At 57.7% G+C, this 14,584-nt stretch carries 16 protein-coding genes; 1 reads left to right on the top strand and 15 read right to left on the bottom strand.

What is annotated here, in order from left to right; all coding sequences use genetic code 11:
• Nucleotides 1-81 precede the first annotated feature (81 nt).
• The 8 genes from ABNT42_RS06940 to ABNT42_RS06905 all read right to left on the bottom strand — a co-directional run bounded on the left by ABNT42_RS06940 (nucleotide 82) and on the right by ABNT42_RS06905 (nucleotide 6,267).
• Nucleotides 82-1,092, bottom strand: coding sequence for an inorganic phosphate transporter (locus ABNT42_RS06940; protein WP_348695762.1), 1,011 nt, complete (start codon nucleotides 1,090-1,092; stop codon nucleotides 82-84).
• A 37-nt stretch (nucleotides 1,093-1,129) separates the two neighbouring features.
• Nucleotides 1,130-1,756: a DUF47 domain-containing protein gene (locus ABNT42_RS06935; protein WP_155433399.1), complete on the bottom strand. Its 627-nt coding sequence runs from the start codon at nucleotides 1,754-1,756 to the stop codon at nucleotides 1,130-1,132.
• Nucleotides 1,757-1,819: 63 nt separating this feature from the next.
• A complete protein-coding gene (locus ABNT42_RS06930) occupies nucleotides 1,820-3,205 on the bottom strand; it encodes a replicative DNA helicase (protein ID WP_155433398.1) in 1,386 nt (461 codons plus the stop codon).
• A gap of 122 nt (nucleotides 3,206-3,327) precedes the next feature.
• Nucleotides 3,328-3,780, bottom strand: coding sequence for a 50S ribosomal protein L9 (gene rplI, locus ABNT42_RS06925; RefSeq protein WP_155433397.1), 453 nt, complete (start codon nucleotides 3,778-3,780; stop codon nucleotides 3,328-3,330).
• A 34-nt stretch (nucleotides 3,781-3,814) separates the two neighbouring features.
• The gene (rpsR, locus tag ABNT42_RS06920; RefSeq protein ID WP_155433396.1) at nucleotides 3,815-4,105 is read right to left on the bottom strand and encodes a 30S ribosomal protein S18; all 291 of its coding nucleotides are present in this window, start codon (nucleotides 4,103-4,105) and stop codon (nucleotides 3,815-3,817) included.
• Nucleotides 4,106-4,120: 15 nt separating this feature from the next.
• Nucleotides 4,121-4,426: a primosomal replication protein N gene (gene priB, locus ABNT42_RS06915; RefSeq protein ID WP_161041067.1), complete on the bottom strand. Its 306-nt coding sequence runs from the start codon at nucleotides 4,424-4,426 to the stop codon at nucleotides 4,121-4,123.
• Between the two features lie 17 nt (nucleotides 4,427-4,443).
• On the bottom strand, nucleotides 4,444-4,830 hold the full coding sequence (gene rpsF / locus ABNT42_RS06910; protein ID WP_348695757.1) for a 30S ribosomal protein S6: 387 nt from the start codon (nucleotides 4,828-4,830) through the stop codon (nucleotides 4,444-4,446).
• Nucleotides 4,831-5,034: 204 nt separating this feature from the next.
• The gene (locus tag ABNT42_RS06905; RefSeq protein WP_348695754.1) at nucleotides 5,035-6,267 is read right to left on the bottom strand and encodes a DUF4214 domain-containing protein; all 1,233 of its coding nucleotides are present in this window, start codon (nucleotides 6,265-6,267) and stop codon (nucleotides 5,035-5,037) included.
• 466 nt (nucleotides 6,268-6,733) lie between these two features.
• Here ABNT42_RS06905 and lexA point away from each other — a divergent pair, with 466 nt between their 5' ends.
• Nucleotides 6,734-7,372: a transcriptional repressor LexA gene (gene lexA, locus ABNT42_RS06900; protein ID WP_348695752.1), complete on the top strand. Its 639-nt coding sequence runs from the start codon at nucleotides 6,734-6,736 to the stop codon at nucleotides 7,370-7,372.
• Between the two features lie 79 nt (nucleotides 7,373-7,451).
• Here lexA and ABNT42_RS06895 read toward each other — a convergent pair whose 3' ends face one another.
• The 7 genes from ABNT42_RS06895 to ABNT42_RS06865 form a co-directional block, all read right to left on the bottom strand.
• Nucleotides 7,452-8,696: a cystathionine gamma-synthase family protein gene (locus tag ABNT42_RS06895; RefSeq protein ID WP_348695750.1), complete on the bottom strand. Its 1,245-nt coding sequence runs from the start codon at nucleotides 8,694-8,696 to the stop codon at nucleotides 7,452-7,454.
• A 50-nt stretch (nucleotides 8,697-8,746) separates the two neighbouring features.
• Entirely contained in the window at nucleotides 8,747-10,270 is a 1,524-nt protein-coding gene (gene purF / locus ABNT42_RS06890) for an amidophosphoribosyltransferase (RefSeq protein WP_348695748.1), read from the bottom strand.
• Nucleotides 10,271-10,311: 41 nt separating this feature from the next.
• Entirely contained in the window at nucleotides 10,312-10,800 is a 489-nt protein-coding gene (locus tag ABNT42_RS06885) for a CvpA family protein (protein WP_348695746.1), read from the bottom strand.
• A gap of 24 nt (nucleotides 10,801-10,824) precedes the next feature.
• The gene (locus ABNT42_RS06880; RefSeq protein ID WP_348695743.1) at nucleotides 10,825-11,904 is read right to left on the bottom strand and encodes an SPOR domain-containing protein; all 1,080 of its coding nucleotides are present in this window, start codon (nucleotides 11,902-11,904) and stop codon (nucleotides 10,825-10,827) included.
• A 22-nt stretch (nucleotides 11,905-11,926) separates the two neighbouring features.
• The gene (gene folC, locus ABNT42_RS06875; protein WP_348695741.1) at nucleotides 11,927-13,249 is read right to left on the bottom strand and encodes a bifunctional tetrahydrofolate synthase/dihydrofolate synthase; all 1,323 of its coding nucleotides are present in this window, start codon (nucleotides 13,247-13,249) and stop codon (nucleotides 11,927-11,929) included.
• An 89-nt stretch (nucleotides 13,250-13,338) separates the two neighbouring features.
• The gene (gene accD, locus ABNT42_RS06870) at nucleotides 13,339-14,211 is read right to left on the bottom strand and encodes an acetyl-CoA carboxylase, carboxyltransferase subunit beta (protein WP_348695739.1); all 873 of its coding nucleotides are present in this window, start codon (nucleotides 14,209-14,211) and stop codon (nucleotides 13,339-13,341) included.
• Nucleotides 14,212-14,346: 135 nt separating this feature from the next.
• Nucleotides 14,347-14,583, bottom strand: coding sequence for a hypothetical protein (locus tag ABNT42_RS06865; protein WP_348695736.1), 237 nt, complete (start codon nucleotides 14,581-14,583; stop codon nucleotides 14,347-14,349).
• Nucleotide 14,584 lies beyond the last annotated feature (1 nt).

Below are 14,584 nucleotides of genomic sequence, written 5' to 3'. Positions count from 1 at the left end.
TGCCCGCGGCAAGAATGCCGCCGGCCGCTTACCGGCACTTGCGGCCAGCGCAAGCGGTGGTAAGGGGCCGGCGGCAGGCTATTACATGATGTGCTGACCTACCCACCATGCCAGCGCCGCCACGAAGGCCGATGCCGGAATGGTGAATACCCAGGCCCAGACGATGTTACCGGCCACGCCCCAGCGCACGGCCGACATTTTCTGCGACGAGCCCACGCCGACGATGGCGCCGGTAATCGTGTGAGTGGTCGAGACCGGCACACCGAAGTGGCTGGCGATCAGCAGCGTGATGGCGCCACCGGTTTCGGCGCAGAAGCCGCCCACCGGTTTCAGCTTGGTGATTTTCTGGCCCATGGTCTTGACGATACGCCAGCCACCGAACAGGGTACCGACCGAAATCGCGGTGTAGCAGGCCACCACGACCCACAGCGGCGGTTCGGCCGCAGTGGCCGGCACCTGACCGACGGCGATCAGCAGCATCCAGATGATCCCGATGGTTTTCTGCGCATCGTTACCGCCGTGACCGAGGCTATACGAAGCGGCCGACACCAGTTGCAGACGGCGGAACCAGCTATCTACCCGGCGCGGGGTGGAGCGCACAAAGATCCACGACACCACCAGCATGATCAGCGAGCCGAACACGAAGCCCATCAGGGGCGAAATCACGATCCATTTCACGGTCTTCAGCAGGCCGTCGCCGACCAGCGCGCTGGTACCGGACTTGGCCACGGCAGCGCCCACCAGACCGCCGATCAGGGCGTGCGAGGAGGACGATGGAATACCGTAGTACCAGGTGAAGATGTTCCAGACGATGGCGCCCACCAGTGCGCCGAAGATGACGTACTGGTCGACCACACCGGGATCGATGGTGCCCTTGCCCACCGTGCCGGCCACGTGCAGGCCGACCACGAAGATCGCCGTGAAGTTGAACAGCGCCGCCATGGCGACGGCCGCCTGCGGCTTCAGCACGCCGGTCGAAACCACCGTGGCAATCGCATTGGCGGCATCATGGAAGCCGTTCATGAAGTCGAACACCAGTGCCAGGGCAATCAGCAGGCCCAGCACATAGATGCTGATTTGTAGGGTATGCATATTGGACTATTCTTTTGTAGTAGTTATGCGTTGTGCATTATGCGTTTTCAACGATGATGCCTTCGATGATGTTGGCCACATCTTCGCAACGGTCGGTCACGGTTTCCAGAATTTCGTAGATGGCTTTCATCTTGATCAGGTTACGCACGTCCGGTTCGTCGCGGAACAGTTTCGACATGGCGGCGCGCATCACGTGGTCGGCGTCCGATTCCAGACGGTCGATTTCTTCGCAGATCGCCACGATCTGTTTCGAGTTGTCCATGTTGTGCAGCAGAGCGACGGCATCGCGCACTTTTTCCGAGCAGGCCAGCACCAGTTCGGCCAGACGCTTGGCTTCCGGGGTCACCGAATGCAGGTCGTACAGCGACACGGTCTGGGCGGCATCTTCCAGCAGGTCCAGAATGTCGTCCATCTTGGTGACCAGCTTGTGGATGTCATCACGGTCGATCGGGGTGATGAAAGTCTTGTGCAACAGGTCGACCGTTGCGTAAGTGATTTTGTCAGCCTGTTTCTCGATGCTTTCGATCGCGTGCACGCGATTTTCCAGATCATCGAAATTGGACATCAGGCCCAGCATCTCTTTTGCACCTTTGACGCACAGGTCGGCGTGCTGGTTAAACAGGTCAAAAAATTTGCCCTCGGTGGGCATCAAACGTCCAAACATGTGTATTCTCCGTTCATTAAGTACTGCAGATCGTCGCCCCAGGGATACGGGGCTACGTAAAGATTAATCACCCTGATACAGGGCCAGGTTACCGACGTAATTACCAAACTTGGTGTACTGGCCGATCCAGGTCAGACGTACCGCGCCGATCGGGCCGTTACGCTGCTTACCGATAATGATCTCGGCCGTTCCCTTATCGGGCGAGTCGGGGTTATAGACCTCGTCGCGATACAGGAAGATGATGACGTCCGCGTCCTGCTCGATAGCGCCGGATTCGCGCAAGTCGGACATGACGGGACGTTTATTGGGACGTTGCTCCAGCGAGCGGTTCAACTGCGACAGTGCGATCACGGGGCACTGCAGCTCTTTCGCCAGACCCTTCAGGCTACGGGAAATTTCGGAAATTTCCGAAGCACGGTTATCGCCCGGGGTGGAGCCCTGCATCAGCTGCAGGTAGTCGACGATGATCAGACCGAGCTTGCCGCACTGGCGCGACAGCCGGCGCGCACGGGCGCGCATCTCGATCGGATTCAAAGCGGGAGTTTCGTCGATGAACAACTGGGCGTCGTTCATCTTCTGGATAGCATGGGTCAGGCGTGGCCAGTCTTCATCGAGCAGACGGCCGGTACGCAGACGGTGCTGGTCAAGCTGGCCCACCGAACCCAGCATACGCATGGCCAGCTGGGCGCCGCCCATCTCCATCGAGAACACGGCCACGGGCAGGCCCGCTTCGATCGCCACGTTTTCACCGATGTTGACGGAGAACGCCGTCTTACCCATGGAAGGACGACCGGCCACGATGACCAGATCGCCCGGCTGCAGACCCGAGGTCATGCGGTCGAGGTCGATAAATCCCGTGGGGACGCCAGTGATTTCCGACTGGTTTTCACGCGAGTACAGCTCGTCGATACGCTCGACCACCTGGGTCAGCAGGGGCTGCACGGCAGTCCAGCCGGCGGCGCCACGGGCGCCCTGCTCGGCAATGGCGAAAATCTTCGATTCCGCCTCGTCCAGCATCTGTTTGACTTCCTTGCCTTGCGGGCTGAAGGCCTGACCGGAAATTTCGTCGGCCACGGTAATCAGCTGGCGCAGGATGCTGCGGTCACGCACGATTTCCGCATAGCGGCGGATATTCGCTGCCGACGGGGTATTCTGCGCCATCGCATTCAGGTAGGCCAGACCGCCCACGTCTTCCGCCTTGCCCAGCTGGGTCAGGTTCTCGAACACGGTGATCACGTCGGCCGGCTTGGACGCATTGATCATCTTGACGATCTGTTCGAAGATGATGCGGTGGTCGTAGCGATAGAAGTCTTCCGGATGCATCATATCCGCAATACGGTCGAACGCGGCATTATCGCGCAGCAGACCGCCGATGACGGACTGTTCTGCTTCGATGGAATGCGGCGGGACGCGTAGCGAATCGACTTGCGGATCGGAGGGGGCGTTCATGGCGCGAATTATACCTGCTTGTGCAGTACTACAGAATCATGACAAGAAAAAAGCCGGGCGAACCCGGCTTTTTTACACAGATGTTGCAAAACTAGACAGACGTTGCCGTCTGTTCCAGTTTTTTAGGCAGCTTCGCCTACGACAGCAACGGTCACTTCCACCAGAACGTCGGTGTGCAGCGACACGCTCACTGGGTGCTCGCCAACAGCCTTCAGAGGGCCGGTAGGCATACGCACAGCAGCTTTCTCAACAGGGAAACCTGCTTTGGTCAGCGCTTCAGCGATGTCGAAGTTGGTCACGGAACCGAACAGACGGCCGTCAACGCCGGCTTTCTGCGATACGGTCACGGTCATGCCGTTCAGTTTTTCGCCTTGGGCTTGCGCAGCAGCCAGCTTAGCGGCAGCAGCTTTTTCCAGTTCAGCGCGCTTTACTTCGAATTCCGCCACAGCAGCAGCGGTAGCGCGGCGTGCCATTTTTTGCGGGATCAGGAAGTTACGTGCGTAACCGTCTTTAACTTTAACGACTTCACCCAGGTTGCCCAGGTTGACAACTTTTTCCAACAGAATGATTTGCATAGTTCTTCTCCAGAATCTTATCTAGCCGCCGCAATTAAGCGTTGTGCAGATCGGTGTAAGGCAGCAGGGCCAGATAGCGAGCGCGTTTGATCGCGGTGTCCACTTGACGCTGGTACAGCGCTTTGGTGCCGGTCAGACGTGCTGGCATGATTTTGCCGTTTTCCTGGATGAAATCTTTCAGGGTGTCGACGTCTTTGTAGTCAACTTGTTCAACGCCAGCAGCGGTGAAGCGGCAGAACTTCTTACGTTTGAACAGTGGGTTTTGTTGCTTACGCTTTTCTTTCAGCTTGAGCTTGTTTTTGTCGAACTTTTTACCGAATGCCATTTTAGGCTCCTGTATCTAAATTGAGCTGTCTTGGACAGCACTAAAATCAATGATGTGAAACACCAGGCTTTTGCTATTGCGGTTTTTCTTGTTCAGAAAACCGCGGAACTGATACAGCCCTCCCAGTGGCGCCTGATGAAAACTGTTTGAAATCTCGCCAGCAGCAACTGCGGCAATTTCAAACTCGCTCACCCGCGCAATTCCTGCCTCGACTTGTTGCGACCGGTGCTGGAGTACAGCATTCACGATCGGCATGCCGGCCGGGGTGTAGCGCAAGGCTTCCCGTTCGGCGATCAGGGCAATGAACTGGAGCTGATTCAGTTCGCCTCCTTCAGCTCTTAGGCTGCAGGGGCAGCAGCAGCTGCAGGAGCTTCGGCGCGATGCGATTTCGCTGCATCTTCACGTTGTACCGACTTCATCATAGGCGAAGGAGCGGTTTCAGCTTTCTTCATCTTGACGGTCAGGTGACGCAGCACGGCATCATTGAATTTGAAGGCGGTTTCCAGCTCGACCAGGGTCTCGTTGTCGCATTCGATGTTCAGGCAGATGTAGTGCGCTTTAGCCAGTTTCTGGATCGAGTAAGCCATTTGACGACGGCCCCAATCTTCAACACGGTGGACGTTACCGCCACGGCTCGTTACGGATGCTTTGTAACGTTCGATCATGGCAGGCACTTGCTCGCTTTGGTCCGGGTGGACGATAAATACTATTTCATAGTGACGCATGCAAACTCCCTTAAGGACTGTGAATATGCCCACCCTGGCGTCAAGACAGGTGTGGGAAGAGGTAAGCCCGCGACTATAGCAGCTTTTATGACAAAAAGCCAGCCTATGCGGAAGCTGACGACACGGGCAGTTCGACCGCACATTGGTACGCCATTCCGCCAGCGGCGATTGGCGATTTCGCGTACGTTATGCGAACCTATCTACTTAACCAATATAAGGCGTATAACTAAATCCCTGACCGATGATACTAGCGAGTCCTGCCTGATTTTCAGCACTTTCACTCATCGCCGCGAGCACTTCAGCCGAACTCGCCGCTTTACTATCCAGTACGCCGACCCAGAAATCGAAACCGCCTTTTTCCGGCGCACGGTGCAGAATATTCTCGTAGAATTTGGTAATTAACTGCGAATTTGTCGGCGCGTTACCATAGATAGATTTGAATTCCAATGAATTCATAAATCCGCCTGCCACCTCTTTCAACGAGACGCCTTTATCCAGCGCACTCACCCAGAAACCCAAGCCTGCACTATCGGGGGCACGATTAAATGCCGCCTGATATATGCGGTACGCCTGCCCAGCATTTCCCGCCACATCTAGCGCATAGACTGCATCAGAGAATTTCAGGCGCTCAAAATTATCAAGGTAATTGATCCCCTCCGCCCCCGTCTTATCCGTCACCACCACGGTACCGCCGGATCGCGCAATCGAGAAATTGGCCGCTTTACCAGAGTAAGACAAGGTATCCACTCCCGCCCCGCCATCCACATGATAGGTTGCAGCACTACTGTGGAAAGTATCATTTCCGACAGTTCCCACAGGGCTAACATTGATAGAGATCGATTTTTCTTTAGCATCAAAGACATCATTGACTTTGAGCGTAAACGTATCGAGGCCGTAGAAGCCCTGCGCTGGAGTATATTTCCAGGTCGATTCGGCACCTGCAGCACCAAATACCACTGAACCGTTGTGCGCATCAACCTTGACCGAGTACTGGGTCTTAAAAAAGCCATCGAGCGGTTGATAGGTTCCAGTGGCGATTCCGCCCGCAACAATATCAGAACTTTCACCGCGGATAATGAAATCGTAGGCAGGTGGATCTATAAACGCTGGGGTAATTCCGTTGATTTTAAGGCTGACGATATCGGCATTAAACGTCCCCTTGCCATTGCCTGTGAAATATAAAGTCGCGAAGGGCGACATAGTGGAAGGCACCAGACTGCCCGATATGGATACAGAACCAAACGAACCAACATAGTTCGAGCTGATATTACTGCTAGATGTGCCGGAAAACGTCGCCTTTTCAAATTGCGCTGTTGGTCCCGTGTAATTCAGTTGCAGGTTAAATGTAAAACCATTGGTTGGGATATCAGCACTGGAAAAAGAAAGACCGATTTCACCGCTAGCCGTGATGAATTGATTGAATACGATAGTTGACATTATAAATACATTAATTGGCAATTATCGAATTTTAATGCAACAAAGAAATGATGGTAAAACTATATCTCAAAAAGACAACTTGGTAATTCTAGCGCTGACAAAAAATACCAGTACCGCCTTCAGGACAGGCGCTGCGCGACAGGAGCGGAGTGTATGTGGGCGCGCGTTTTTTCACTCTTAGTCTAATTCGGTCTAAAGTGATCTAGAACGGTCTAGTCAGGTCTAGAAACTCCCTTTAAAGTCTAATCCGGTCCAGAAATGTTGCCAATGAATCAATTTTTAGACTTATTTAGACACTATTAGCCAAATCTAGACCGAATTAGACTGAAGCCCAATTCGCCCCCACCCCTACCTCCTGCCCTGGTTCGCGCCAAATTTATTTCGCCCAAAGCAACAAATCCCCTTGCATTTCCCGCCACACTGTACAAAAATACAGACTGTCTATATTCACAGGCCATCGCACTCTATGATCAAGCTCACCGCACGGCAGGAACAGATCCTTAATCTGATCAAGGATGCCATCGAGAACACGGGTTTCCCGCCCACCCGCGCCGAAATTGCCAATGAACTGGGCTTCAAATCGGCCAATGCAGCGGAAGAACACTTGCAGGCACTGGCGCGCAAGGGCGCGATCGAGATCGCTGCCGGCACTTCGCGCGGCATCCGCCTGATCGGCGCCCATGCCGAAGCGGCCATGCCGAAAGTCCCGGCCGCGCTGATGATGTCGCTGCCGCTGATCGGCCGCGTGGCCGCCGGTTCGCCCATCCTCGCGCAGGAAAATCTGGAAACCAGCTACAGCGTCGATCCGGCCATGTTCGCTGCCAAGCCGGACTACCTGCTGAAGGTACGGGGCGAATCGATGCGCGATGCCGGCATCATGGATGGCGATCTGCTGGCCGTGAAAAAAGTCGATAGCGCCAAGAACGGCCAGATCGTGGTGGCCCGCATCGGCAACGAAGTCACCGTCAAGCGCTACCGCAAGACGGGCAGCAATATCGAACTGCTGCCGGAAAATCCCGACTTCAAGATCATCAAGGTCGATCCGGAAGCCGACGAGTTCGCGCTCGAAGGTCTGGCAGTAGGACTGATGCGCACCTGGCACTAAGCCGGCCGCACAAATAAATCGGGGAGGTGGCGCCAGCGTGCTGGTGCCACCTCCCCTTTTTTATGCGTGCTGCGCAGGTTTAGCTGGCGTTCAGCGCATCGGCGAAATCGGCCAGCAGATCGGCCGTGTCTTCGATACCCACCGAAACGCGGATCAGCGATTCGGCAATACCCATGGAAGCGCGACGCTCTGCGCCCATCTCGTAGAAGATGGTGTGCGCCACAGGAATGATCAGGGTACGGGTATCCCCCAGATTCGAGGCCGGAATCGCCAGTTGCAGACGATTCAGGAAGTCGAAGCAGTCGATGCCCTCTTTCAGTTCGAAACTCAGCAGCGAACCATAGCTGCGGAACAGCTCACCGGCCAGCGCGTGCTGCGGGTGCGAAGCCAGACCCGGATAGTAGACGGCCGCAACACGCTCATCGGCTTCCAGCAGACGCGCCAGCGCCAGCGCATTGGCGCAGGTACGCTCCATGCGCAGTGCCAGCGTTTCCGCGCCCACAGCGATGTGGTGCGCCGCTTCCGGTGCCAGCGAAGCGCCGAAGTCGCGCAGGCCCTTGGCACGGATCTGCGCCAGCCCCCACTGCTTGGCTGCTGCCTTCTTGTAGTTCTCGTAGATATTCGGGAACTTGGTCCAGTCGTATTCGCCCGTATCGGTCAGGCTGCCGCCCAGCGCCATGCCGTGACCGGCGATAGACTTGGTCAGCGCATTCACCACCAGACCGGCGCCCACGGCTTTCGGCAGGAACAGGTAAGGTGTGGTCATGGTGTTATCGACGATGTACAGGATGCCGCGCGCGCGGCACAGCTCACCGATGCGCGCCAGATCGGCGATCTGGGTACGCGGATTGGCGATGGTTTCCACAAACACGATGCGGGTGTTGTCATTGATTGCCGCCGCCACCGCATCCACGCTGGTGGCATCGACAAACGAAACGCCCACGCCCTGCGCCATGGTGGTCTGCCACAGGCTGTTGGTATTACCGAACAGGAAGGACGACGACACTACATGGTCACCGGCGCGCAGCAGCGCCTGAAACACAGCGCCGATCGCGCCCATGCCGGTGGCGAAGCACAGCGTACCGACGCCCTGCTCCATCTGGTTCACTTTATCTTCCAGCGCCGAGACCGTCGGATTGCCCTGACGGCCGTAGCGGAAGCCCGGCTCTTTACCTTGAAACACGGAAGCCAGCTGGCGCGCGTCGGTGTAGCCGAAGGCGACCGAGGTATGCACCGGCTTGTGCAGCGAGCCATGCTCGATGCCTTTGCGGCGGTCGTTGTGCAGGATGGTGGTGGTAAAGCCGTAATTCTTTTTGTCGTTCATAAGTACAGATTCAAAAAAAAAAGCCCGGTGCAGACGGCACCGGGCGATTATCAGCCTTCCGTGGCTGCGAGATTCAGATTCAGCTGGGTACGGGCTGCATCCTCAGGCTTGCCGGCCTTGGGGTTGTGGCGCGCATATTCCAGCTTGTCCAGATAGTCTTTCGAAATGTCGCCGGTAACGTACACGCCATCGAAGCATGACGCTTCGAAGTTCTGCAGCGCCGGATTCACATCCGCGATCGCGCGTTTCAGCGCATCGATGTCCTGATACACCAGCGCATCGGCGGTGATTTCACGGCACACTTCTTCATTGGTGCGGCCGTAGGCGATCAGCTCGTCGCGGGTCGGCATGTCGATGCCGTACACGTTAGGGTAGATCACTGGAGGCGCAGCCGAAGCGAAGATGACTTTCTTGGCGCCCGCTTCGCGTGCCATCTGCACGATCTCGCGGCTGGTGGTGCCGCGCACGATGGAGTCATCCACCAGCAGCACGACCTTGTCCTTGAATTCGCTGGCGATGGCGTTCAGCTTCTGGCGCACGGATTTTTTACGCGCAGCCTGACCCGGCATGATGAAGGTACGGCCGATGTAGCGGTTCTTGATGAAGCCTTCGCGGTATTCCACGTTCAGCGCCAGCGCCAGCTGGATCGCGGCGGGACGCGAGGAATCGGGAATCGGCATGACCACGTCGATTTCGCCATCCTTGAATTCGCGCTTGATTTTCTCGGCCAGATATTCGCCCATCTTCAGGCGGGTGGCGTAGACGGAAGCACCGTCGATCACGGAATCGGGACGGGCCAGATACACGAACTCGAACACGCATGGATTCAGCGTCGGATTGTCGGCGCACTGACGGGTGTGCACGTTCATGTCCAGATCGATGAACACGGCTTCGCCCGGCGCGATGTCGCGCACGAAGCGGAAGCCCATGCCTTCCAGCGCCACCGATTCAGAGGCCACCATGTATTCGGTGCCTTGCGGGGTTTCGTTTTTACCCAGGCACAGGGGACGGATACCGAACGGATCGCGGAAGGCCAGCAGACCCACGTCGGCGATCTGCGCTACGGCCGCGTAGCCGCCGCGCACACGGCGGTGCAGCACGGCCACAGCCTGGAAGATGGTGTCCGCATCGATCGAGATGCCGGTGGTGGCCTTCTGGATTTCGTGCGCCAGCACGTTCAGCAACACTTCCGAATCAGAATCCGTGTTGATGTGACGGCGGTCGATCTTGAACATGTCCTGCTTCAGCTGTTCCCAGTTGGTCAGGTTGCCGTTGTGTGCCAGCGTGATGCCGTACGGGGCATTGACATAGAACGGTTGCGCTTCCTCTTCGCTCGACGAGCCAGCCGTAGGATAGCGGCAGTGGCCGATACCCGAGTTACCTTGCAGCGTACGCATATTACGGGTACGGAAGACGTCACGCACCAGACCATTGGCCTTGTGCATGGCGAACATGCTGCTGTGATTGGTCGCAATACCCGCCGCATCCTGACCGCGGTGCTGCAACAGCAGCAGTGCGTCATACAGCAATTGATTGACAGGTTGATGGGAAACGACGCCGACGATGCCACACATGATGTTGCTCCTGGACAGGTACTACAGATGATTTAAAGACTTCAAAAATTCACATGCTGCGCGAGCGCAGCGGGTAACAGAGGTTTGACGTGGTGCGCGAGAGCTTCCGCATACGGGCTCAATCGCGCTTCACGCCAGAAAGGCTGCTGCGGCATCGACGTCATGCCGCACAAAATCACTACCGTCAGCACGATCAGCAGACCGCGCAATAATCCGAACACCACGCCCAGCAAACGATCCGCCCAGCTCAGGCCACCCGCTTCCAGCAAGGCGCTCAGTGCCATCGCCAGCAAGCCGGTCAGAATACGGGTGCCGATAAACAGCGCGATAAACGCCAGTATCAGCCGCAATACTTCGCCCGGCACGGCCGGCGGCAGCATCTGCCCCAGCGTGGCCGCATAGGCATTCGCCACCAAAAACGCCAGTACCCAGCCGGCCAGCGACAGCACTTCTTTCACCAGCCCGCGCATCAGGCTGATCACCACCGAGGCGCCCAGCACGAACAGCACCAGATAATCGAATACCGTCACGCTGTGCAGCCCGCTAACCAGTCGTTACTGTGCTTCCACGCGGCCACTCAGGCCCATGGAAGTCAGTTTGGCGCGGACTTTTTCCGCGTCGTCCTTGTTGCTGAACGGGCCCACGCGCACGCGCGTACGGTCACCGGACGGGGTTTTCTCCGTAAAGGAGCTAATGCCGGCTTTTTTCAGTTTGTCGCGCAGTTCTTCTACCTTGTCATGGTCGGTCAGCGCCGCCACCTGCAGCACGAATTTCTGATTGCCTTCGGCGGCCGGGGCGGCCGGCTTGGCGGCAGGCTTACCTTCCAGTATCGCCAGTGCACGCGCATCTTCCACCGCCTTGGCATCGCCACCGGGCTTGGCGCTCTCGCCGGCCTGCTTGGCCGCCGCCGCACGGGCTTTGGCATCGGCTGCGGCCTTCACTTCAGCGGTCTTGCGTTCTACTTCCAGCTTGTAATCGGCATCCTGACGGGCTTGCGCTTCCGCCTTGGCTTCACGCTCCTGACGGGCGCGGATAATGGCTTCGGAGCGGGCGCGCGAATCGGAACGCAGTTCCGGCTCGGCCTGTGCACTGTCGACGCGCACGGGCGCCACCTTGGTCGCGGCTGCCGCCACCGTTGTGACGGCAGCGCCTTCAGCCGCCGGTGCAGCTGGTGCGGAAATCGTCGGATCGGCCTTGAGCGACAACGCACCGCGGCTGCCCTTGCCCGGATCAACGATTTCTTCCTTGGCATCCAGCGCCGCGCTCTGCGCCACCGCTGGCCCGACCACGGGCGTCATGCCGGAGGCATCACCACGATCTTTCGGCGGAATGCGGATTTCGATATCGGACGACAGCGGCTTGGGTTCGGAATCGAGCACCATGGGCAGACCGATGGCCACGCCCAGCGCCAGCGCCACAGCGCCCACCAGACGGCGACGGGCGCGCTTCTTTTCCGGCAGCATAGGATCATCGGCGTCGCGTTCGCGCCCGCCACGGCCGCGGCTATTGGCCGACGAAGCGCGCTTGGAACGGGCGCGTTCCGTCATCGTCTGCTCGTCGGCGCTGCTATAGTAGCCGCTATCCTGACCAGCAGTATCTTGCTTGTTTTTACCGAGTTTCGAGAACAAGCCCATGCGTGATTTCAGTCCTGTGCGTTCAGTGTAGAGCGGATTTTCGCGCCGCCATAACACCGGCGACGGTAAGGAAAGATCCAAAGACCACAATTCTATCATTCTCCCCGGCCCGGCTGATGGCATTTGCGTAAGCTGCGCCCGGATCATCGAAGGTAGTGATGGTGCGCTCATCGCGTTCCGGCTGCACTGCCTGCACTTTCGCCGCCAGTTCGGCCGCTGTGGCCGAGCGTGGCGAAGGCAGCGTGGCGAGGCACCAGTGATCGACATGTTCCGACATGGCAGCGATCACGCCATCGATATCCTTGTCGTGCATAGAGCCGAACACGGCATAAGTGTACGGGTGATAGCCCATGTTGCCGAGGTTCTGGTTGAGCGCCGCTGCGGCATGGGGATTGTGCGCCACATCGAGGATCACGCTAGGACGGCCCGGCAGCACCTGGAAGCGGCCCGGCAGTTCCACCGTGACCAGCCCCGTACGCACTTCCTGCGCACCCACCGGCAGTTCCAGCTTGAGCGCTTCCAGCGCGGCCAGTGCGGCACAGGCATTGAGGATCTGGTTGGCACCGCGCAGGCTAGGATAGGCCAGCGCATTGCGGCGCTGGCCACGGCCACCGTAGTTCCACTGCTGCTTGTCGCCCGAATAGTTAAAGTCGCGCCCCATCAGCCACAGGTCGGCGCCGATCGCGTTGGCATGGTCGATCAGTGCTTGCGGCGGTACCGGGTCGGAGCAGATCGCCGTTTTACCAGCGCGGAAGATACCGGCCTTCTCGAATCCGATAGCTTCGCGCGTATCACCCAGATAATCCGTATGGTCGATGTCCACGCTGGTGACGATGGCCACATCGGCATCGACGATGTTGACGGCATCGAGGCGGCCACCGAGCCCCACTTCCAGAATCACCACATCCATGCCGGCGCCAGACAGCAGATGCATGATGGCCAGCGTCGTGAACTCGAAATACGTCAGCGGGGTATCGCCGCGCACGGCTTCCACCGCATTGAAGGCGGCCACCAGATCGGCATCGCTGGCCAGATCGCCGTTCACGCGGGCGCGCTCGTTAAAGTCGAGGAAGTGCGGCTTGATGTACAGGCCCACCTTGTAGCCGGCGCGCAGCAGCACGGATTCCAGCATGGCGCAGGTCGAACCCTTGCCATTGGTACCGGCCACCATGATCACGGGGCAGCTAAACGCCAGCTGCAGCCGCTCTTTGACGGCCAGAACACGATCCAGCCCCATGTTGATAACGGTTTCGGCGTGGCGCGACTCCAGCAGCGCTAGCCATTCAGGCAGATTGTCGGGCGTGGTGGCAGGGAGCGATGCAGGGGAAATTGGGGAGCTAGACATGATGATGAACGGAAGACTCAGAATGTAAAACGGCGCGCAGGCCGGATGATACCGGATTGCGCGCCGTTGCGTGGCAAAGCCAGCGAATTTTAGGCGAGAACTTCGGCGGCCTGATTCTGCAGCAGGGCCAGCAGACGAGCGATTTCTTCGCGCATCTTGCGGCGGTCGACGATCATGTCCACGGCACCCTTGGTGACGAGGAACTCGGCACGCTGGAAGCCTTCCGGCAGTTTTTCACGCACGGTGTTTTCGATCACGCGCGGGCCGGCGAAGCCGATCAGGGCTTTCGGCTCGGCAATCACCACGTCGCCCATGAAAGCGAACGAAGCGGACACGCCGCCCATGGTCGGGTCGGTCAGCACGCTGATGAATGGCAGTTTCTTTTCGGACAACTTGGTCAGCATGGCCGTGGTCTTGGCCATCTGCATCAGCGACATCAGGCCTTCCTGCATGCGCGCACCGCCGGTGGCGGTGATGCAGACGAACGGCACTTTCTGTTCCAGCGCTACTTGCGCGCCACGGACGAACCGTTCGCCGACGACGGAACCCATGGAACCGCCCATGAATTCGAACTCGAAACAAGCCACCACCACCGGCAGGCTCATGATGGAACCACCCATGACGATCAGCGCATCGGTCTCGCCGGTGGCTTCCATGGCCTGTTTCAGGCGGTCAGGGTATTTCTTGCTATCTTTGAATTTCAGGCTATCGACTGGCAGCGTGTCCATACCGATTTCGTAACGGCCGCCGGCATCGAACAGGCTGTCCAGACGTTCGCGCGCACGGATACGCATGTGATGGTCGCATTTAGGGCAAACATGCAGGTTCGATTCCAGATCGGTGCGGTACAGCACGGCTTCGCAGGATGGGCATTTGACCCACAGACCTTCGGGCATGGTCTTGCGAGCGCCAGCATCGGAACGCTGGATTCGTGGGGGCAGCAGTTTTTCCAACCAACTCATAAATTCTCCTTACAGCAAACTTGTGGCCGAAGTGTAGCCGTTTCTTGCCCCCCTGTCGAACATTGCGATACATTAATTTTTCGATTTCGTCATGTTTCCGCCGCCGTTTTAGAGTAAATCCCCTACTACACTGGCTCATTCTCTATGGGGGTTATCCACCACATCCAGAGGAATTTTGTGGCCTGTAAAGGCCATATTTCTCAGATACAACTCGATGATCCGCTCTGCTGGCCAGCCAGTCTGCCTTCCGACATCCTCAAAATAGGCGATCACTGTCTTAGGCAAAGTAAGATTAATTTTGCAACATAACTCTTTTATAAATGGATTTGGCATCACCTGCCGCTCATGCCATGGGGTTTCCTGCCTACTCATC

The organism is Duganella fentianensis (assembly GCF_964031615.1).
GTDB classification, from domain to species: Bacteria; Pseudomonadota; Gammaproteobacteria; order Burkholderiales; family Burkholderiaceae_D; genus Rugamonas; species Rugamonas fentianensis_A.
Note: the sequence above shows the minus strand (reverse complement) of the source record. Positions and strands in the feature narration are given on the sequence as shown.